Origin of the sequence: Paramicrobacterium chengjingii, from assembly GCF_011751765.2 — a bacterium.
Taxonomy (GTDB): Bacteria; Actinomycetota; Actinomycetes; order Actinomycetales; family Microbacteriaceae; genus Paramicrobacterium; species Paramicrobacterium chengjingii.
Genome location: NZ_CP061169.1, coordinates 1451566 through 1472047, shown reverse-complemented (window position 1 = coordinate 1472047; position 20482 = coordinate 1451566). Strand labels below are relative to the sequence as shown.

Below are 20482 nucleotides of genomic sequence, written 5' to 3'. Positions count from 1 at the left end.
CACGACTCGCTTAGCTTCCCGCATCCGGAATTCCTGCAAACGTCTCAGGATAGTCGCCAAGCCACTGCCACCGCGCAATCGGCCAGCTGATCACAAAGGCTCGGCCGACGACGTTGTCGATCGGCACGTAGCCCTTGCCCGGGGTGTTGCCGTTGTAGCGGGAGTCCTTGGAGTTGTAGCGGTTGTCCCCCATCACCCAAAGCGAGTCATCGGGCACTGTCACGTCGAACGATGTCGCTGAGACTGCCTGCGCCGACTGGGGAAGCAGCAGATACGTCTCGTTGAGCGGCACGCCGTTGACGCTCATCTGCCCGAGCGCATTGCAGCAGGTCACATGGTCGCCCGGCAACCCGATCACGCGTTTGATGAGGTGGTCATTGCTGTCACTCACGGAAAGACCCACCGAATTCAGCAGCCCGTCCCACGCACTGACAATCCACGGAACGTCGGCGTCAGGAGGAGGTGAGTTCAACCATCCGCCCGGGTCTGTGAATACGACAACGTCGCCGCGCTGGAGATCGACGATATCGGGCACGAGCTCATTGACAATGATGCGGTCGTCGATCTGCAGCGTGTTCTCCATCGATCCCGAGGGGATGTAGAACGAGCGAACGAGAAACGTCTTGACGAGAAATGACACAAGAAGCGCCACGATCACAATGATCACCAGGTCGCGAAGGAATGCGAGCGCTCCGCGCCGCCGCTTGTCTGCGGGATTCTCCGCCGTCATTGATTCTTCTGTCATTAAACCGTCCGAGCTCCCCACCAGTCTAGGTGGGGAGCTCGGGACGTTCTGCCAACGGCGCGGGTCAGTTTGCGCGCTTCTCGCGAATCTTTGCCTTCTTGCCGTGCAGATTGCGCAGGTAATAGATCTTCGCGCGACGCACGTCACCGCGCGACACGAGCTCGATCTTCTCGATGACCGGCGAGTGAACGGGGAACGTACGCTCGACACCCACCTGGAAGCTCACCTTGCGAACCGTGAAGGTCTCACGCACGCCGTGGCCCTGACGGGCAATGACGGCACCCTGGAAAACCTGCACACGTGAACGAGTTCCCTCGATGATGTTCACGTGAACCTTGACGGTGTCGCCGGGGCGGAAGTCGGGGACGTCGGACTTGAGTGATGCTGCATCGACGCTGTCGAGGATGTGCATGATTGTTCGCTCTCTGCGCCCGCCACAGGTCGAGCGCGAATCATTAGGAAGTTGAAGGTGCATGCCTGTTTCGGATCTCTCCGGTGCGCATAAGTTCCCCTGAGGCAGAACTGAGCCAAGGCACGAACGTCAATTCTGCCACGATTGTGGCTCGGGCGCCAATCGATCAGACGCTCTTGTCGTGACGTCCTTCGTAGATGACGAAGACGTCGTCATCAGGATTCGTGCGCTCGTCTCGATCGCGCGGCGGAGTCACTGTGCTGTAGTGCGTTCCGGCTCCGGTCATCGACTCAAACTCTTTTAACGTTGCGCGTGCTTTGCGGGTGACGCTGCGCACCAGCTCCCACAGTGCCACCCAGAATGCTGTGAGTCCGAACACAGCGGTGAGCACGGCGAAAAGGGACGCTGTGGATCCGAAGCATCCGAACCCGATGATGCTTGCATGCCACACGGCCAGAATGCCCACGTCGATCCACGAGAGCGCATTGTGCTCGCGCACTTCGGTACGACCGTAAATCACGAGAGTGACGATCAGCAGCGCAACAAAGAGGATTGGCGCAGCGACAACGACGCCGAAGAACGTCCACGCGCTTCCGCCCCAGATACCCCAACCGACGAAAAGCCAGAGGGGAAGAAGCAGCACCGCGGCGAGTTGCCAGTAGTAGACGGCCCTGCGAAGAAACATAGCCTTATGCTAGGTCGGCAAACTGAGAGAACCACCCACGCCCACTGCGTACTCGCTGGCTGAAAGAATGGACGCGGAGGAACCAATGATCGAATTAAAGACGCCCGAAGAAATTGAGCGGATGCGGCCGGCTGGACGCTTCGTTGCCGACACCCTGAGCGCGCTGGCCGATGCCGCTGACGTTGGCGTGAATCTGCTCGACCTCGACAGGCTCGCCCACGACCGCATTCGCGCGGCAGGCGCCGAGTCCTGCTACATCGACTATCACCCCTCATTCGGCGCCATGCCGTTTGGAAAGGTGCTGTGCACGTCGGTGAACGACGCGGTTCTCCACGGGCTCCCTCGTGACTATCGTCTTCGCGACGGTGATCTGCTGAGCGTCGACTTTGCAGCATCCGTCGACGGCTGGGTCTCTGATTCTGCGCTCAGCGTCATTGTGGGAACGCCGCGTGACGAAGATGTTCAGCTTATCGACGTGACGACTCGTGCCCTCGACGCAGGAATCGCGGCGGCGCAAACCGGTGGAAAGATCGGCGACATCTCTGCCGCCATCGCCGAGATCGCGCACGCCGCAGGGTACTCGATCAACACCGACTTCGGTGGGCACGGTGTGGGCCGCACGATGCACGGCGAACCCCATGTGCCCAACGATGGGCGTGCGGGCCGTGGCTATCCGCTGCGCGCCGGGCTCGTCATCGCGATCGAGCCGTGGTTCCTTTTGACCACAGACAAGCTGGTGACGGATGCCGATGGCTGGACGCTCCGCAGCGCCGACGGATCGCGTGGGGCACACATGGAGCACACCATCGCGATCACAGACGACGGCCCTGTCGTGCTCACGAAGCGCTGAGGTCTACTCGGGCAGAAGATCGGGGCGCACCCGTCGCGTGCGTTCGATCTGCTGTTCGCGCCGCCACGCGTCGACCGCTCCGTGGTTGCCGCTCAGCAGCACGGGCGGCACGTCGTGTCCGCGCCAGACAGAGGGTTTCGTGTAACTGGGGTACTCGAGCAGTCCGTCTTCATGCGACTCCTGAACAAGGCTTTCCGGGTTGCCGACGACGCCGGGCACGAGGCGTCCGATCGCCTCGATCATGGCCATCACTGCCACCTCTCCCCCGTTGAGCACGTAGTCCCCGAGGCTCACGAGCTTCATGCGCGCTCGCGTTTGCGTGTGATCGAAGACCCTCTGGTCGATGCCCTCATAGCGCCCACAGCCGAACACGAGGTGAGACTCGTCTGCCAGCTCTCGAGCCATACGTTGGGTAAAGACCTCGCCGGCGGGCGACGGAAAGATCACCAGCGGGTCATCAGCGCTCTCGATCACGTCGTCGAGGGCCTCTCCCCATGGCTCCGGTTTCATTACCATGCCCGCGCCCCCGCCGTAGGGCGTGTCATCGACGGTTCGATGCCGGTCATGCGTGTAGTCGCGCAGGTTATGGATGCCGAGCTCAATTACTCCGCTTTGACGCGCCCGCCCGAGCAACGAAATGTCGAGGACGCCGAAAAACTCGGGAAAGATCGTGACGATGTCAAAGCGCATTTCCCCAGTCTCCCATCGCCGTGACTGCGCAGCGCTACTCGGTGGGGTCGGATGCTGGCTTCGCGCCGGTCTCGTGACCGTCATCCGGTGTCTCTTCAAAGAGCCCATAGGGTGGGGTCACCGTGACCGTGCCGGCATCGATGTCGACGAGCGGAACGATTGCGGCAACGAATGGAACCATGACGTCGCCATTGTCCGTGGCGACGATCAGCAGGTCTTGAGACGGAAAGTGGTCGACGCGGCTCACTGTGCCGACGTCAACGCCGTCACGCTTCACGCGCAGACCGACGAGCTGGTGATCGTACCAGGCGTTCTCTTCCGCTGACTGGTCTGTATCGTCCGTCCACAGAATTGCCTTGACGAGCGTCTCAGCGGCCGTGCGATCGGCGACACCTTCGAAGAACGCGACGGGCGATCCGTTGTACCACCGCAACTCAGAGAGCACGATCGACGAGCCGTGCCAGGGTGACGACGGTGGAACCTGAAGGCTGAACGCAGCTCCGGGAACAAACCGTCGATCGGGATCGTCCGTGAACAGCTCGAGTTTGAGTGCACCCTTGAGGCCATGGGCCTTCGAGAGCCGCCCCACGCGGAGCGACGTACGGTGCGGGTCCTGCTGTGCCACGTCAGTCGTCAGTGTCGACCACGTCGACACGAACGCGCGAGCCGTCAGCAAGCGCACCGACAACGGTGCGCAGAGCCTTTGCCGTGCGGCCGGAACGGCCGATGACCCGGCCGAGGTCCTCGGGGTTCACGCGAACCTCGAGGACCTCACCACGAGACGTGGTCTTGGCAAGAACATTCACGTCGTCAGGGTTTTCGACGATTCCCTTGACGAGGTGCTCTAGAGCCGGTGCGAGCAAGACTAGGCCTGCTCTTCGGCCGGAGCGTCAGCGGCCTCGGCATTGTCAGCGGGCTTCTCTGCTGCCTTATCGGCAGGCTTCTCTGCCTTGGGCTTGAGCACGGGCTTCTTCTTCTCGTCTGCGACGAACTCGGCCTTGGCCTCGCGCAGCTTCACCGTCGAGACGGCATCCTTGTCACCCTTGAACGTTCCCCAGTCGCCCGTGAGCTTGAGAAGCGCGAGCACCTGCTCGGTAGGCTGAGCGCCAACCGAGAGCCAGTACTGAGCACGGTCGGAGTCGACCTGAATGAGCGACGGCTCTTCGGTCGGGTGGTACTTGCCGATCTCCTCGATGACCCGACCGTCACGCTTGGTGCGCGAGTCAGCGACAACGATACGGTAATAGGGCGAACGGATTTTTCCGAAGCGCTTCAAACGAATCTTGACAGCCACAATTCTCCTGAGATGTCTGTTGGTTGGTGTGCTCGGCCCGACCGGTGGGGTACACAGACGGCACGAAAACTAGTGGTAGGCGATGGTTGCCGGATAGAGGGTCGAGCAACCACAGCTTCAGCGATATATTCTGCCAGATTACGGGGCCGACCGCTAATTGATGATTTACACGGCCCGTCGCGTCATCACGCGCTTCCCGCGTGTGAGGATAGTGTCCCGGGCAGAGGAAGGTCGCAGGGCATGACGATCGAGTTCGCGAAGTCAGCCAGATCGTCGATCGGCATCGAGTGGGAGCTGGCGCTCGTCAATCAGAAGACGGGCGATCTCGCCAACGCGGCCGGCGACGTACTCGATGATCTGCGTCAGTCAGATGGCCGCGATCATCCGCAGATCGTCTCCGAACTTCTTCAGAACACCGTCGAGCTGGTCAGCGGTGTGCATACGCGAGTGTCGGATGCTGTCGAAGAGCTGTCTACCCTTCTCAACGAGGTGCGTGCCGTCGCCGCGGCACGCAATGTTGTTCCGATCGCCGCAGGAACGCACCCATTCGGTCAGTGGTTTGATCAGCCGGTCACCGATAAGGAGCGGTACCACAAGCTCATCGAGCGCACGCAGTGGTGGGGTCGAAACATGCTCATCTGGGGAGTTCACGTGCACGTGGGGCTCGATGACGTCGACAAGGCGCTGCCGATCGTCTCGGGCATGCTGCAGTATTTTCCGCACCTGCTCGCGCTGTCGGCGTCGAGCCCTTTCTGGGGCGGCGTCGACACGGGGTACGCGTCGAACCGCTCATTGATGTTTCAGCAGCTACCGACTGCGGGAATTCCGTACGAGCAGATTCGAACGTGGGGCGACTACGAGCGCTACGTCAACGATGAACTCGCGACAGGAATCATCGAGGATCAGACGGAGGTGCGCTGGGACGTCCGTCCGTCGGCAACCTGGGGAACCGTGGAGGTGCGGTTCTGCGACAGCACATCGACCGCAGCAGAACTTGCCGGCATCGCTGCCCTCGTGCACTGCCTCGTCGATGATCTCGCCCAGAGGCTCGATGAGGGGAAACACCTTGAAGATCTGCAACCGTGGTTCGTGCGCGAGAACAAGTGGCGAGCAGCACGGTACGGGCTCGACGCAACGATCATCGTCGATAGAGCCGGTCGTCAGCGCCCGGTCGCAGACGACATCGCAACGCTCATCTCACGCCTTGAGCCCGTAGCCACTCGCCTCGAGTGCGCCGCGGAGCTGCACTCGCTGCGTGACATCATTGCGCACGGGGGAAGCAGCACCAGACAGCGAAACGCAGCTGCAGGGGCTCACGGTGACCTCACGGCTGTCGTTGCGCAGCTCGCTCGCGAGCTCGATGCGAGTTAGCGACCGAGAAACTTCTGCAGCGAAGCGAGCTCCTCTTCGCTCGGCTCAGGCGTACCGCCCGCGCCAAGGCCGAACCCGTTTCCTGCCGGTGCTGTCGTCGGTTCGCTCATGCCGGCGTTCTCAGCTGCCCGCTTTGCCGGGTTGCCCGAGCGTGAGCCCTTCTTCTTGCCCTTCTTCGCCTTGCGCGCTCCCCCGCCACCGTGGGCTCCGGGAACCGGCCCCATGCCGGGAATCTGGGGCATTCCGCCCTTGGCGACGGTCTTCATCATTTTCGCGGCCTGCTCGAAGCGATTGACGAGCTGGTTCACGTCGGTCACCGTCGACCCCGAGCCTCGTGCAATGCGCAGCCTCCGAGAGCCGTTGAGCACCTTCGGGTTCGTGCGCTCTGCTCGCGTCATCGACTGGATGATCGCCTCGGTGCGGACAATTTCCTTCTCATCGAAGTTGTCGAGCTGATCGCGCTGCTGCGCCATGCCGGGCAGCATCCCCATCATCTTCTTGATGGAGCCCATATTGCGCAGTTGCTGCATCTGCTTGAGAAAGTCGTCGAGCGTGAACGTGTCCGTCGCAAACTTCTCTGCGACCTGACGCGCCTCCTCTTCGTCAAACGCCTGCTGAGCCTGCTCAATCAGGGTGAGAATGTCACCGAGGTCAAGAATGCGGCTCGCCATGCGGTCAGGATGAAACGGCTCAAAATCACCGAGCCCCTCCCCTGTCGAGGCGAACATAATCGGTCGGCCGGTCACCGACGCGACAGAAAGCGCAGCACCACCGCGCGCGTCGCCGTCCAGCTTGGACAGCACGACTCCGGTGAAGTCGACTCCGTCTTGGAAGGCCTTCGCGGTGGCCACGGCATCCTGACCGATCATGGCGTCGATGACGAACAGCACCTCGTCGGGGTCGACGGCCTTGCGAATGTTCGCGGCCTGCTTCATGAGCTCGGCGTCGACGCCGAGTCGACCGGCGGTGTCGATGATGACCGTGTCGTACTGCTTGTCGCGCGCGTGCTTGATGGAGTCTTTCGCCACGCGCACCGGGTCGCCGACGCCGTTGCCCGGCTCGGGGGCGAAGATGCTCGCTCCGGCCTGCTCGGCCACCACGCTCAGCTGTGTGACGGCGTTGGGTCGCTGCAGGTCACAGGCGACGAGAAGCGGTGTGTGGCCGTCTTTCGCAAGCCACTGCGCGAGCTTTCCGGCAAGCGTCGTCTTTCCGGCGCCCTGGAGGCCAGCGAGCATGATCACCGTCGGCGGCGTCTTGGCAAACTCGAGCCGACGCTGCTCGCCTCCGAGAATGCTGATGAGCTCGTCGTTGACGATCTGAACAACCTGCTGTGCCGGGTTCAGCGCCTTGCTCACCTCGTCACCGAGCGCACGTTCACGAATTCGCGACGTGAACTCTTTCACAACATCAAAAGCGACGTCGGCATCGATGAGCGCACGCCGGATCTCCCGAACGGTGCCATCGATGTCCGAGGCCGAGAGCGTGCCCTTCTTGCGAAGATTCTTGAAGGTCTCTGCGAGGCGGTCTGAGAGGGTTCCGAATGTAGCCATTTGGACACAGATTCTACTGGGTTTCGCTGGACGAGTGCGCCACGAGGGCGACACGTCGCGAAAATGTTTTATAGACGCAGTACATTAACGCTACGGTGAGGGAATGCTGACAACATCGATCATCGGGTTCGCCCCCGAATTTGTCCCCTACATCGACGCGTGGAACCTGCAACGCGCCACGCATCGCCGCGTCGCCGACCGCACGGGTCCCGAGACGCTGCTGCTTCTCGAGCATGAGGCCGTCTACACGGCGGGCAAACGCACAGAAGACAGCGAGCGCCCCGACGATGGCACCCCTGTGATCGACGTCGATCGCGGTGGGAAGATCACCTGGCACGGCCCGGGGCAGCTCGTTGGGTACCCGATCGTGCGGCTTCCCGACCCGATCGACGTCGTTGCCTATGTGCGCACGCTCGAGACCACGCTCATCGACGTTCTTGCTGGCCTCGGCATCGATGCCGTTCAGGTTCGCGGTCGCTCGGGCGTGTGGGTGCATGGCATCGATCGCGACGCGAAGATCGCGGCGATCGGTGTTCGCGTCGCGGAAGGTGTCACGATGCACGGCTTCGCACTCAACTGCGACAACGAGCTCGGCGCATTCGACCGCATCGTTCCGTGCGGCATCCGGGATGCTGGTGTCACAAGCATCAGCGAACAGCTTGGGCAGCGCGTCTCCCCCGCTGACATCGCAGATTCTGTCTCTCACGCGATTGCCGGCGCTTTCGACAGCGCTGAGGTTGTCGCATGAGCGGATGCGGGGTTGCAAGCGGAAATCAGGTTGCGGCGACGGCTCCCAAAGGGAGGCAGCTTCTGCGACTTGAGGTGAGGAACGCACAGACGCCCATCGAACGTAAGCCCGAGTGGATCAAGACGCGAGCACGCATGGGTCCCGAATTCACTCAACTCAGCGCACTCGTCAAGGATGAGAATCTGCATACCGTCTGCCAGGAGGCGGGCTGCCCGAACATCTACGAATGTTGGGAAGACCGCGAGGCGACGTTCTTGATCGGCGGATCCCAATGCACGCGGCGCTGTGACTTCTGCCAGATCGATACAGGAAAGCCCGCAGCGTACGACACGGATGAGCCGCGCCGAGTCGCCGAGAGCGTTGCGCGCATGGGTCTGCGTTATGCGACGATAACGAGCGTTGCCCGAGATGACCTTCCCGACACCGGTGCCTGGCTGAATGCCGAGACTGTACGTCAGATACGAGCGCACAATCCGAATACCGGCGTCGAACTTCTCGCCAATGAGCACAACGGCGATCCCGCGTTTCTGGGCGAGATCTTCGATGCACGCCCCGAGGTATTTGCCCACAATGTCGAAACGGTCCCCCGGCTCTTCAAGCGCATCCGTCCCGCGTTTCGCTATGAGCGCTCGCTCGGCGTTCTCACGCAGGCGCATGACGCTGGGCTCATCACCAAGTCGAATCTCATCCTCGGAATGGGCGAAGAGCCCGAGGAGGTGCTCACCGCGCTGCATGATCTCCGTGAGGCAGGCACCGACATCATCACGTTGACGCAGTATCTGCGGCCGTCCCCGCGGCATCTTCCGATCGCGCGGTGGGTCAAGCCTCAGGAGTTTATCGAGCACAAAGAGGCGGCGGAACGAATGGGGTTTCTCGGCGTACTCGCCGGGCCTCTCGTGCGCTCATCGTACCGAGCGGGACGCCTCTGGGCGCAGTCGATGGTGGCGTCGGAGCGCCCCATCCCCGACGAACTGCGACACCTTGCCGACGATACGCGGCCTTTCGCCCAGGCGGTCTGAGGGAATCAGTCGAGAAAGTCGGTGGAGACGGGCTCGCCTCCCATGCTCAGATGCACGAGGAGAGCGAGATCGTTTTCATCGGGTGCCAGGGCGAACTCCAAAGAGACGAAAGTGTCTCCTTCGCCGGTCTGGTGCGGGTGAAATGCCACACGAAGCAGCTCGAGCGAGCGAATCACGTCAATGCCGAGATCTCCGGACTCCCGTGTAATGAAATCGCTGAGCTCTGCTCCGAATCGTTCTTCGATCTCGAGCAGAAAAGCAGCGACATCGGATGCCGGGGTGCCAAGATCTGCGACGAGAGATTCTCGCGCACGCAAATCGAGCCCCTCGAGGGTGGCGATCATGGCCTGTGCAACCTCGAGAGCCTCGTCACTCACCGTCACCTGAGGGGGTGCGCTGAGCGAGACATCGACGGCCTGATCGCCCGCCTCGACGCTCTCCGACCAGTAGAGCGCGCCCGAGGCATCCGATTCAATGACTCCGAAATAATCGTGCTCGATTCCCATTTACGCTCCCACGAGGTTCTGGGCGAAGACGTGAGGGGTGAAACCGGTGATGTCGCCGATGCCCTCGCCTTGGCCGATGAGTTTGATAGGCAGGCCCGTTCGTTCTTGAACGGCGAGCACGAAACCACCCTTTGCAGAGCCGTCGAGCTTGGTGAGCACAAGCCCCGTGACGCCAGCATGCTCGATGAAGGCCTGTGCCTGCTGTACGCCGTTCTGACCCGTCGTCGCGTCGAGAACAAGCAGCACCTCGGCAATCGGCGTCTGCTTTTCGACGACGCGGCGAATCTTCGACAGTTCGTCCATAAGCCCGCCCTTTGTGTGCAGGCGTCCAGCCGTGTCGATGAGCACAATCTCTGTTCCCGTGCTGAGGGCGTGCTCGACTGTCTGGTAGGCGACCGATGCTGGGTCCTGACCCGGATGCTGCGGTTTGACGATAGCCACGCCCGCTCGCTCTGCCCAGGTTCCGAGCTGTTCGACAGCGGCCGCCCGAAAGGTGTCTGCGGCTCCGACGACCACGCTGCGCCCTGCATTGCTGATGAATCGGGCAAGCTTGCCGATGGTTGTCGTCTTGCCTACTCCGTTCACACCGACCATCAGCACGACAGCGGGGCGTTCGCTCAACATCAGTGTCGGATCAAAGCGTGACAGCCGTTCATCGACGGTTTCGCGCAGCATCCGCTGAAGGTCGCGTGGGTCGGTGGTGTGATACCTGTCGACGTTCGCCCGAAGCTCATCGATAATCGCCTCAGCGATATCGGAGCCGAAATCGGCGGTGATGAGCGCGTATTCGAGATCGTCCCAGGTCGATTCGTCAATAGTCGGCCGGTGGAACATGCCCCTCAGGGCCCCGGAAAGTGACCACGGGGTGCTTTCTGCCATGGTTCAAGCGTAGCCGCCGAAGTGCGTCACGCGCTCGCGCGTTCCCTCTCCTCTGCGAGCCGCTGTCCGACCACGGCCGACACGCCATCCTGACGCATCGAAACGCCGTAGAGGGCGTCGGCGATCTCCATCGTGCGCTTCTGGTGAGTGATGACGATGAGCTGTGATGCCTCACGCAGCGATTCGAAGATCGTAAGCAGGCGACCGAGGTTGGCGTCGTCGAGCGCCGCCTCCACCTCGTCCATGATGTAGAACGGGCTGGGGCGCGCCTTGAAGATGGCGATGAGCAGCGCGACAGCCGCAAGTGAACGCTCACCTCCCGACAGCAGCGAGAGTCGCTCGATCTTCTTGCCCGCGGGGCGCACGGCGACATCAATGCCCGTGTTGAGCATGTCATCCGGGTTCGTCAGAGCGATGCTTCCTGTTCCTCCGGGGAACAGGATAGGGAACACATCGCTGAATGCACGTTTCGTGTCGTCGAAGGCGTCGCGGAAGATCGTCTGCATCTTATCGTCGAGTTCGTCGATGATCGTGAGCAGATCCTTACGCGTGTTCGTGAGGTCGGTGAGCTGTTCTGTGAGAAATTTATGCCTCTGCTCGAGCGCAGCGAACTCTTCGAGCGCCAACGGGTTCACTCGGCCCAGCTTCTGCAACTGGCGCTCCGCCTTCTCCAGACGCCGCTGCTGCCCTGCTCGGTCGTACGGAACCGTTTCAAATTCGGGTTCGGGCTCGTCAGCTGCAGGTGCATCGTGCGGCACCTGCGCAGCCCCTTCCGCGAGAGCACGTACACCGACGTCGTCTGCCGCCTCGTCGTCATCTGTCGGCACGACACTCTCCGCGTCGTTGTCCGTCGGCTCGGGCAACTCTGGAGCATCGGCAACATCGACGGGGACGGGCACGTCTGGGCCGTACTCGGCGACCAGAACGTCTTCAACAAGCCCCAGCTCGCTTCCGGCGCGCTCGAGAAAGCTCGACAGTTGCAGCTTCTTCTCATAGATCTGCAGCTCAAGCCCATGCACATCTTCCGTTACCGCCTGCAATCGCTGGCGAAGCGCCGACTCCTCTTGCCGAAGTGTGGTGAGTTCCTGGTTCTGGCTTGCACGCTGCTCTTCGGCTTTCGCGAGCGTCACGGATGCTTCGCGCACGGAGCGGTCAATGGACGCGAGCACGTCGGGCAGCGCGTCAGACACTCGCGTTGCCGCATCCAGCTGTCTGCGTCTGATGACGGCTCTGCGCGCTGCGGCTTCCGCTGCCTGCCTCTCGCGCTCACGACGCTGCGTCAGCGCTCGAACCTGCTCCTGCTGCGCCGAGACTCTTTCGCGAGCGGTCTCGACGTGGAATCTCGCTTCCACCTCGGATTCGCGCGCCCGCTCTCTTTCGGCGGCAAGCTCATCGCGTGCCGAGACATCGAGAATCGGCCTCGGGCGACTCTGTGCCGTCGCAAGCGATGCCTTCGCCGTCTCGCTCGCTCTCTCTGCCTCCACCACCGCAGCGTCAGACTCGGCGAGTGACTCTGTAAGGCGATCGCATTCGGCGACGGAGGCCTCATACTGCACCTTCGCCTTGTTGAGGGCTTCCGTTTCGGCTGCAAGCTGGGCATCGAGCTCTCTCAGCGACTGCAGCGCGAGCTGAGACTGTTCCTTTGCCGCCTTATGCTCGACACGCTGCTCGTCAAGCTCGAAACGCGAGCGCTCGATGATACTCACGACCTCAGTGTGACGTTCATCGGCGGCATCCCGCTCGGCCAGAAGCTCGATTCTGCCCTGCGTGCCACCCGAGCCTCCGCGCAGCACGTGCTCGGTGATCACGTCGCCGCCCTCGGTGACGAACGTGACCTGGCGAGCCGCCTCTCCGAGAGCTTTCCTCACCGTACGAGCCGCGCCGATGTTGGCGACGATGCCGATGTAGTCAAGGAGCCCCAGAACACCGTCAGGCGCCGTAACGACGGATGCCGCCGACACGACTGACGTGTTCGGCCACTCAATCTCGCGACGTGGCCCGTCGGCGAGGACGACTTCAACGCGTCCGAGGTCGTTTTGCTTGGCATACGAGAGTGCGTGTTCGGCCTCGATTGAGCCAACCGCGAGAACCGCGTCGGCCAGAGTGCCGAGACCCGCGGTGACTGCAGCCTCGTAGCCAGGCGTCACCTGCACACTGTCTGCGACGATTCCCGTAACACCGTCGAGCTTCGCCGCCACCATATCTGCGGCTCCGTCACGAATGTCGAGCGCTCGGGAGAGCGCACTCGTCTTCGCCGCGAGGGCATCGCGTTCGCGCTCGTGCCCGTGCAGCACATCGCGAAGACGGTCGATCTCTGCCTCGGCGTCGAAGACCCGCGACTGCGCGAGCTCGTATGCCTCGTCGAGCCCCGACTCGTTCACGCTGCTCTCGCTCGATGTGCTTTCGATCTCGTCGAAGCGGTGCTGTGCCTCGTCACGGCGCTGCACCGCGGCATCCAATGAATTTTGCTGTCGCAGCTTCTCACCGCGAACGGCAGCGAGTTTCGATGCAGCGGTTTCTACCTGCCCAGACAGCTTGGCAATGTCGAGGTCATGCTGTGAAACCAAATCACTTTGCGCCTGGATCTCTTGGTCGACCGCATCAAGCCGTTCACGCGTTTGTGCCGTGTGGGCACGCGCGGCCTCTGAACGCTGCTCCGCTGTGGCGATGTCATCACGCAGCTGCGTGAGTTCGCTCTCGGCATCGGCGATCATCTGCTCCGACACGGTCGACGATGACTCCGTCTGCTCCGTCTGCGCGTCAAGCAGCGCTATGCGCTGTCCCGTCAGAGTGTGGAGGTTGCGCAACCGCTGCTGCACGGAATCGAGGCCATACGAGATGCGACGAGCCTCATCCACGGAATCACCCAGCTGCGCCTTCTCGATGTGAGCAATCCGCAGCTGCTTCTGCTCAAGCTGCTCCTGCAGCACGATGCGCTCCGTGTGCCTCTCGCTCTCGGAACGGCCAAAAGAATCGAGCGTCGTGCGCAGCGTCACGACGTCGTCTGCAAGTATTCGCGCACGGGCATCGCGCACGACGGCGGCGATTGTCTGTGCCTCCCGCGCAATCTCCGCCTGCCGGCCGAGGGGTTTGAGTTGCCGGCGGATCTCGCCCGCGAGGTCGCTCAAGCGTGTGAGGTTCGTCTCCATCGCCTCGAGCTTGCGCACGGTTTTCTCTTTGCGTCTGCGGTGCTTGAGAATTCCCGCTGCTTCCTCGATGAAGCCTCGGCGTTCTTCTGGGCTTGCGTGCAGCACTGTGTCGAGGCGACCTTGCCCCACGATGACGTGCATTTCACGACCCAGCCCCGAGTCGCTGAGCAACTCCTGCACGTCGAGCAGACGGCATCCCTCGCCGTTGATCGCATACTCGCTGCCGCCATTGCGAAAGAGGGTGCGACTGATTGTCACCTCAGAATACTCAATCGGCAGAGCGCCGTCGGAGTTGTCGATTGTGAGCGTGACTTCGGCACGACCAAGCGGTCCGCGCGTGGACGTTCCCGCGAAGATGACGTCTTCCATCTTGCCACCGCGCAGGTTCTTGACGCCCTGCTCGCCCATCACCCAGGCGAGAGCGTCGACGACATTCGACTTTCCCGATCCGTTGGGTCCGACGACACACGTCACGCCTGGTTCGAATGCAAAAGAGGTCGACTGAGCGAACGACTTGAAGCCCTTGAGGGTGAGGCTCTTCAAATACAACGCGCTGGCCTTTCGCCGACCGAGATCTCTGTGGCTCTACGCTAACGGATTACCTTCGCGATTCCGGGGACGTGACGGGCTCGTCGCCCGAGAACATCGCCGGCGCACGCGACCGTCACAATAAAGTCAGGCACATGGCACCTTCCCACGTTGACAAGATTCGAGCCGACTATTACGGCTCGGTACCATCTCGACATGCCGCGCCTCAATGCCGCCCTTCGTGGATAATGGTTCTCGGAAGTCAGTGCCGGCGTTGGCAGACCGGGCAGAAATGGCTGGAGCGGTTCATGAATGCGGCGCGCACGATCGGTGACCCGCACCGCGGGCACGGGCGCCCGGCCTGACCGTATGCGTTAAGCGAATGCGCGAAGTAGCCCGACTCGCCGTTGACATTCACGTACTGAGCATCGAAGCTCGTTCCGCCTTCGGCGAGGGCCTTGTCCAGCACGGAAGCAACCGCGTCGAGCACTGCCGCGATGCGCGTTCGAGACATGCGGGATGCTGTTTGCTCTCCGTGCACGCCAGCGGCCCACAGCGCTTCGTCCGCATAGATGTTGCCAATGCCGCTGATGAGCGTCTGGTCGAGAAGGGCGCGTTTGATTACGGAACGGCGGAGGCGAATTCGATCGATTACGCGGGGCACGTCGAACGCGGGGTCCAGAATGTCGCGGGCAATGTGCGCCACCTGAGTGGGGATTGTCGGCAGCGCCGTCGTCATGCCGGCGTAGCCGCCCGCATACCCGTCTTCTGTCGGGACGAGCGCGTCAATGGCCATGCCGCCGAAGATGCGCTGGTCAGCAAAGTTGACGCGCAGCTCCCCGTGCCGCGGATGCTCAATCGTGAAAACGATGCGCGTGTGGCGGTCGTCGACCCCTGGTTCGCGCAGCAGCACCTGTCCGCTCATTCCGAGGTGTGTCACGAGAGCTTCGCCCGAGTCAAGGGGAAACCAGAGGAACTTGCCGCGCCGCACGGCGCTGTCGATACGTCGACCGGTGAGACCGTCGGCAAATGAGCCGCGAACTGAGTCATGACGTCTCAGAGAACGCTCATCACGCACGTCGACGGACGTGATCGTTGCGCCCGTCAAGGCGGGTTCGAGGCCTCGCCTGACGACTTCAACTTCAGGAAGTTCGGGCATTGAGTTCGGTCCAGGCGGTGAGCGCTGCGGCCATTTCTGCCTGCTTCTTGCTCGTTCCTGTGCCCGTTGCGGCAACGAGATCGCCAACCGTCACCGTCGCTGTGAAACGACGGTCGTGATCGGGGCCGGTGCTCTCTACGGAATAATCAGGAGACGGCGCACCGCGCTCATTCGCTGCCTCCTGCAGGTGCGTCTTCGGGTCCATCGCTGCGCCGAAGCGCGCAGTGTCGTGCAGCAACGGACCGATGAGGCGCATGACCGTCGCTGTCGCGGCATCCTGGCCCTTGTCAAGGTAGACAGCACCGAATAGGGCCTCCATGGTGTCAGCGAGAATCGACGACTTCTCGCGTCCGCCCGTGAGAACTTCGCCGTTGCCGAGCAAGATGTATTTCCCGAGCCCAATGGTGGTCGCCACCTCTGCAAGTGCGACTGTCGATACGACCGCCGCCCTCATCTTCGCGAGGTCGCCCTCAGAAAGCGTGGGGTTGTCGCGGTACAGCGCCGTTGTGATGGCGAGCCCCAGAACAGAATCGCCGAGAAACTCAAGGCGTTCGTTATGCGGCGAGGCACCGTGCTCATACGCGTACGAACGATGCGTCAGCGCGAGCTCGAGAAGGTCTGCGTCAAGCGAAACACCGAGGACCGCCAAAAGCGGTCCTCGGTCGATAGTTTCGCGCTCTCGACGAGCGGATGCGGCGTGCCGCACCTTAGACGTCGGCGACCTTGCGTCCCTTGTACTCAAGGAACAGCTCAGTTCCGGCTGAGTCGGTGACGACCTTCGCGCGGTGCGGGAGGCTGTAGGTGACCTGGCCGTTTTCAACGGTCTTCACCAGCGCAGGAGCGCTAGCCTTCCACTGCGAACGACGGGCGTGGGTGTTTGCCCGTGACTTCTTTCGCTTGGGAACAGCCATGGTTATCTCTCTTCTCTGTCTGTCGCACTCGAATCTTCGGTGCCTGGGATTGAGGAGAACCGGGCGAGTGCTTCCCATCGGGGATCCAACAGCTCACGAGGTTCTTTCTCCGGGTGATCGGCCAAACGCACGCCAGACTCGGGGTCGAGTCCGGGGCAATCAGGCCGGCATACCGGCTGAAACGGCAGTGATAAAACCACTGCGTCTCTGACAAGAGGTTCAAGATCCACGTGGTCATTGTGAACCGCTTGCTCAGAAGCTTCCTCAGTAGAATACGCGAAAAGTTCCTGAATCTCGACTTCAACGGTTTGAGCTATGTCTGTCAGGCATCGACCGCACTGTCCCGTCGCCGTTGCCGTGACATCTGCCGTGACCAGGATTCCCTCGTGAACCGACTCGAGTCGGACGTCTTCGGTAATCTCTGAGCCTTGTTTAACAGAGATCAGACCCTCGCCAAGCTGCTCAGGTACCACAACGGTCAGCTCGTGCTCACGCATATGCCCTGGGCGACCGAGAAGATCGTGAACACCGATCGCAAACGGGCTCTTCTTGCTTCCACTCACAGGGGTCAAGCTTACCGGGCAAGGTTGGCTGTCGGCTGGACGCCGCGCGAAAGCACTGAGGCCGGCCAGATCGTTTTCTTCACCCTCTCGAAGCGGGATGCCGCGGATTCGATGGCTGCGATGATGATTCGCGCATCCGCGTCTGCCTCCAGCGACTCCGTGTCGCGCTGCGGGCCGAACCTCGCACGCTCAACATGACGCACAAGGCGATCGATCGCGTCGCCGACTTCCCCATCGCCACCAACACGGGACCGGATTCTCTCTGACAGCATCCGCGGGGTATCGCCGATCGGATGCTCCCAGCCCAAGTCGCGCGCAGTGTCGGCGATCTCTGCCCACGCGTCCGTGACGCTGTCTGTTCGTGATCTCGCTCGACGAAGCCGCCGTATGCGCCTCAGCCTGCGCACCAGCGCGGGAATGGAAAGCAGTGCGATCAACACCAAGAATGTGATGCCGGCCGGCGCCAGATTCGGCTCGGGCTCCTCACGCTGGGTTGGAGCTGCGGCTTCGGCGTCAGGAGTTTCCGACGCGTCCGGAGCAGAAGATCTCTCGACGGTTCGGGGATCGAGATCGTCGGGTCCGGCTGCATCGGCCGTCGACGTCGCCTCCGGAGCATAGCTCGGAGTGCCCCCTCGACCTGGTGTCGGTTCGAAGGGAACCCAGCCGACTCCTTCGAAATACAGTTCTGGCCACGCATGCAGGTCATCGGAGCGCACGGTATGCGTTCCATCGGCATCGTCTTCTCCAGGCAGAAAACCGAGGACGATGCGTGACGGAAGGTCGATCATGCGCGCCATTGTTGCCATCGTTGCCGCGAAATGCACACAGTATCCGGCCCGTCGCTCGAGGAAGGTCGCGATTACACCGAGGCTGTCGCCGTCATACCCCTGAGAAACGGGTGCGGACAGCGAGTATGCGAAGTCGCCGTCGCGCAGAAACGACTGGATCGCGTACGCCCTCTCGTACGGATTCTCGATTCCGTCGATGACCTTGTCGAGGGTTCGCGTGATGGTGGCGGGAATGTCGTCAGGAAGTTCCCGCTCGGCGGCGAAGATTCCGCGGTCAGGAATGCCAGCGGCCCGCAGCTGCTCCGCAGTCGGCAGCGCACGAATTGATGACACCGAGTAATTGAGGCCGACGGTACTGTCGGACCGACTTCTCATCGTCTCATCGGCCGGGTCCCACAGCCACGTACCCTCTACACCGTGAATCTCGATCGCGCCATCAGGAATCGGGAGCACTCGATCCCTGAGTCCGGCGATCTTCACGGTTGTCGAAATGAGCGTTCCTCGTAGCGAATCCGACGTGTCGCTGCGCACGAGACTGGTCCCCTGGTTCACGGTGAAGAGCCCCGAACGCTCCCCCGCCGAGGCCCACGTCGTTCCGTCGAACGACTCGAGCGTCATGAGTCGAAATCGTTCGGGATCCTCTGCTGAGGTGGTGTATCGAAACTGAACCGAGTTACCGGTGCGCTGGAGGTCCTCCCCCAGGTGCAGAAGCGGCGAGACCCCCGAGGCGAGCGTTGATGACGCTGCAGAGACGATGAACGGATTCGTCCCGTAGAACCCCGGCACGGCTGCAGCTCCAATTCCCGCAACGGATGCCGCGACGACGCCGACCGCCAGCATCCGGGTGAGACCCCCTCTCGCCCGCTCGCGCGCTCGATCTGCCCACAGCACGAAGAGATACGCGATTGCCGTCGCCGCGAAGGGAATGAGAGGAACCTCATCGAGCAGAATCGACGGCGGAACAACGATCGCCAGCGCCACGAGCCCGACGGGGGCGGCTGTGCCGGCCGCTGCCGCCATCAAATCAAGAGTTACTGATGCCATCAGACTTGCGAAGATCAGCAGAAATGTGATGCCGGCATCAGCCTGCGCGGGAATCGACTGCCGATAGATTGACTCACCCGCGGACTGCGAAAGTTCGACGAAGTGCCCAATGGTGGCCGGCGTGGGAACCAGGCCGATCAGAGCCGTACCTCCCCCGCACACGGCCGTGATGCCGAACACGCCTGTGACAGCTCCGACGAAACTTCCGAGAAGTCGCGAGAGACCGGCCACGCGGGCGACGGCCGCTGCCCCGTTGACAGCAATCACAACGAGAATGCACCCGAGCCACCACCCGGTCCCGTCGATGACGGGGAGAAACGCCGAGAGTGAAGCGACGATCAGAAGCGCGAGGGCGACGCTCAGGGGAACGTGCCTGCGGCCGTCCGCGCGCGCACCGCGGCGAATCACGCGCCGTTCGTCAGCCATGAACGAGCCTCCTTTGCAGGCGATCCCAGCTCGCCGCAACATCGACGCGATCAGCAAGACCCGCAGCAAGCCATGGCGCGGGAACACCTGCCCGCGACAGTCCGGACCCCGACGCGACGAAGGCGACGGCCGGCGCAGCGTTCACGGCGACGCTGACGAGGTCATCGAGGCGATCCGCGTCGGACGTGAGAACAAAAATGGGGATGCGGTCGGAGAACCGTCGCTCGATGCGCTGCGCTACGTCGTGCGGCGCGCCAAGCATTCTGCCCGGCCAGACGGCGAGCGCTGTAAGAATCTCATGCGGATCTTTGGGGGGCGCATCAATCCATAGAGTCTCGGATTCTGCGAACGTCACCCTAAAACCCTCGTTCGACAGGTGCACGGTAATCGAGGCAGCCAGGTCGACGAGCGCGTCGGCTCGCACCTGCCCCGCGGCGACGTCGAGCAGAATCAGTGCTTCGGGGTCTGCCTGCGGCTCTTCTTGACGAACCATGAGCTGACCATGCCGAGCCGTCGCACGCCAGTGCACTCGTCTCAGCGGATCTCCCGGCCGGTAATCCCGGGCGATGAGCTCATCGGCACGTGGTGCGGTTGGGCGGGTCCTGTCATATTGACGCCCCTCTCCTGCCGGCGGAATGAGATCACCGGCAGCGAGCGCGCTCACGCGGGGAAGAATGAGAATTCCCGTCGTCTCTCCAACGGACCGGGACGTTTCGCAGACGCCGAGTGGGTCCGAGAGGGTGATACGAAATGGACCAATGTCGTACCATCCGCGAACGGACGGAACGACACTGTAGCGAACCGCAGCGCGTCCCCCGCTCATCATGCGCCGTGGAGGGAGAACTCCCGTGGGTGCGCGTCCGAACGTGCGCGGCACAGAATCCGTCCAGCCGCTGACACCGGCCGTTGACCCGACGGACTGAATCTCACATACGATTTTGAGCGTCTCACCGCAATGGCCATCACCGGGAATGCGTCGTACGACGCGCATTTTCGCTTTCTGGCTCGCGACAGACACGCCGCACAGCACGACGACGATCATCAGAAACACTGCGACAAAGAGCCCCTCGCGACGGTTGAGAAGCGTTGCAAGCGCCACGCAGACGAACGATGTCCAGACGAGTGCCCATCCACGCGCCGTGAGGCGAATCGTGCGCACCGACAT

Annotated in this window: 21 protein-coding genes; 4 read left to right on the top strand and 17 right to left on the bottom strand. The window is 62.3% G+C overall.

Translation table 11 applies throughout. The features are described from left to right. Nucleotides 1–10 precede the first annotated feature (10 nt). From lepB to HCR76_RS07175, 3 genes are all read right to left on the bottom strand, one after another. Entirely contained in the window at nucleotides 11–745 is a 735-nt protein-coding gene (gene lepB, locus HCR76_RS07185) for a signal peptidase I (protein WP_166989552.1), read from the bottom strand. A 64-nt stretch (nucleotides 746–809) separates the two neighbouring features. Then, entirely contained in the window at nucleotides 810–1157 is a 348-nt protein-coding gene (gene rplS / locus HCR76_RS07180) for a 50S ribosomal protein L19 (protein ID WP_166989550.1), read from the bottom strand. 166 nt (nucleotides 1158–1323) lie between these two features. Further along, on the bottom strand, nucleotides 1324–1842 hold the full coding sequence (locus HCR76_RS07175; protein ID WP_166989548.1) for an MFS transporter: 519 nt from the start codon (nucleotides 1840–1842) through the stop codon (nucleotides 1324–1326). Nucleotides 1843–1927: 85 nt separating this feature from the next. Between HCR76_RS07175 and map the strand changes: the two genes are divergently transcribed. Then, nucleotides 1928–2692 (top strand): type I methionyl aminopeptidase, encoded by a 765-nt coding sequence (gene map, locus HCR76_RS07170; RefSeq protein WP_166989546.1) that lies wholly within the window; start codon nucleotides 1928–1930, stop codon nucleotides 2690–2692. A gap of 3 nt (nucleotides 2693–2695) precedes the next feature. On the opposite strand, the gene trmD is transcribed toward map, so the two are convergent. From trmD to rpsP, 4 genes are read right to left on the bottom strand one after another with little or no spacing between them, the layout of a single operon-like run. Then, nucleotides 2696–3382: a tRNA (guanosine(37)-N1)-methyltransferase TrmD gene (gene trmD / locus HCR76_RS07165; RefSeq protein WP_166989544.1), complete on the bottom strand. Its 687-nt coding sequence runs from the start codon at nucleotides 3380–3382 to the stop codon at nucleotides 2696–2698. A gap of 34 nt (nucleotides 3383–3416) precedes the next feature. Then, the gene (gene rimM, locus HCR76_RS07160) at nucleotides 3417–4007 is read right to left on the bottom strand and encodes a ribosome maturation factor RimM (protein WP_166989542.1); all 591 of its coding nucleotides are present in this window, start codon (nucleotides 4005–4007) and stop codon (nucleotides 3417–3419) included. Between the two features lies 1 nt (nucleotide 4008). Continuing rightward, the gene (locus HCR76_RS07155) at nucleotides 4009–4245 is read right to left on the bottom strand and encodes an RNA-binding protein (RefSeq protein ID WP_166989541.1); all 237 of its coding nucleotides are present in this window, start codon (nucleotides 4243–4245) and stop codon (nucleotides 4009–4011) included. 2 nt (nucleotides 4246–4247) lie between these two features. Then, the gene (rpsP, locus tag HCR76_RS07150) at nucleotides 4248–4676 is read right to left on the bottom strand and encodes a 30S ribosomal protein S16 (RefSeq protein WP_166989539.1); all 429 of its coding nucleotides are present in this window, start codon (nucleotides 4674–4676) and stop codon (nucleotides 4248–4250) included. A 240-nt stretch (nucleotides 4677–4916) separates the two neighbouring features. On the opposite strand from rpsP, the gene HCR76_RS07145 reads away from it, so the two are divergent. After that, nucleotides 4917–6047 carry a glutamate--cysteine ligase gene (locus tag HCR76_RS07145; RefSeq protein ID WP_166989537.1) on the top strand — a complete coding sequence of 377 codons (1131 nt, stop codon included), beginning with the start codon at nucleotides 4917–4919 and terminating at the stop codon, nucleotides 6045–6047. Here the strand turns inward: HCR76_RS07145 and ffh are convergent. Continuing rightward, nucleotides 6044–7597, bottom strand: a complete 1554-nt coding sequence (gene ffh / locus HCR76_RS07140; protein ID WP_166989536.1) for a signal recognition particle protein — start codon at nucleotides 7595–7597, stop codon at nucleotides 6044–6046. The genes HCR76_RS07145 and ffh overlap by 4 nt on opposite strands. A gap of 103 nt (nucleotides 7598–7700) precedes the next feature. Here ffh and lipB point away from each other — a divergent pair, with 103 nt between their 5' ends. Continuing rightward, complete coding sequence (gene lipB / locus HCR76_RS07135; protein WP_166989534.1) at nucleotides 7701–8345, top strand: lipoyl(octanoyl) transferase LipB; 645 nt, start codon at nucleotides 7701–7703, stop codon at nucleotides 8343–8345. Continuing rightward, entirely contained in the window at nucleotides 8342–9364 is a 1023-nt protein-coding gene (gene lipA, locus HCR76_RS07130; protein ID WP_166989532.1) for a lipoyl synthase, read from the top strand. Before lipB ends, lipA begins: the two co-directional genes overlap by 4 nt. A gap of 5 nt (nucleotides 9365–9369) precedes the next feature. On the opposite strand, the gene HCR76_RS07125 is transcribed toward lipA, so the two are convergent. The 9 genes from HCR76_RS07125 to HCR76_RS07085 form a co-directional block, all read right to left on the bottom strand. Further along, nucleotides 9370–9870, bottom strand: a complete 501-nt coding sequence (locus tag HCR76_RS07125; protein WP_166989530.1) for a DUF2004 domain-containing protein — start codon at nucleotides 9868–9870, stop codon at nucleotides 9370–9372. Next, nucleotides 9871–10749, bottom strand: coding sequence for a signal recognition particle-docking protein FtsY (gene ftsY, locus HCR76_RS07120; RefSeq protein WP_166989528.1), 879 nt, complete (start codon nucleotides 10747–10749; stop codon nucleotides 9871–9873). A 26-nt stretch (nucleotides 10750–10775) separates the two neighbouring features. Beyond that, the gene (gene smc, locus HCR76_RS07115; protein ID WP_166989526.1) at nucleotides 10776–14447 is read right to left on the bottom strand and encodes a chromosome segregation protein SMC; all 3672 of its coding nucleotides are present in this window, start codon (nucleotides 14445–14447) and stop codon (nucleotides 10776–10778) included. A 241-nt stretch (nucleotides 14448–14688) separates the two neighbouring features. After that, nucleotides 14689–15585 carry a bifunctional DNA-formamidopyrimidine glycosylase/DNA-(apurinic or apyrimidinic site) lyase gene (gene mutM / locus HCR76_RS07110; RefSeq protein WP_166989524.1) on the bottom strand — a complete coding sequence of 299 codons (897 nt, stop codon included), beginning with the start codon at nucleotides 15583–15585 and terminating at the stop codon, nucleotides 14689–14691. Beyond that, nucleotides 15569–16234: a ribonuclease III gene (rnc, locus tag HCR76_RS07105; RefSeq protein WP_235934027.1), complete on the bottom strand. Its 666-nt coding sequence runs from the start codon at nucleotides 16232–16234 to the stop codon at nucleotides 15569–15571. Before rnc ends, mutM begins: the two co-directional genes overlap by 17 nt. 58 nt (nucleotides 16235–16292) lie before the next feature. Continuing rightward, the gene (gene rpmF / locus HCR76_RS07100) at nucleotides 16293–16496 is read right to left on the bottom strand and encodes a 50S ribosomal protein L32 (RefSeq protein WP_166983421.1); all 204 of its coding nucleotides are present in this window, start codon (nucleotides 16494–16496) and stop codon (nucleotides 16293–16295) included. Between the two features lie 2 nt (nucleotides 16497–16498). Continuing rightward, nucleotides 16499–16993, bottom strand: a complete 495-nt coding sequence (locus HCR76_RS07095; RefSeq protein ID WP_166989520.1) for a YceD family protein — start codon at nucleotides 16991–16993, stop codon at nucleotides 16499–16501. Between the two features lie 77 nt (nucleotides 16994–17070). Beyond that, nucleotides 17071–19317, bottom strand: coding sequence for a transglutaminase TgpA family protein (locus HCR76_RS07090; RefSeq protein ID WP_166989518.1), 2247 nt, complete (start codon nucleotides 19315–19317; stop codon nucleotides 17071–17073). Then, a complete protein-coding gene (locus HCR76_RS07085; protein WP_166989517.1) occupies nucleotides 19310–20482 on the bottom strand; it encodes a DUF58 domain-containing protein in 1173 nt (390 codons plus the stop codon). The genes HCR76_RS07090 and HCR76_RS07085 overlap by 8 nt, the downstream gene beginning before the upstream one ends.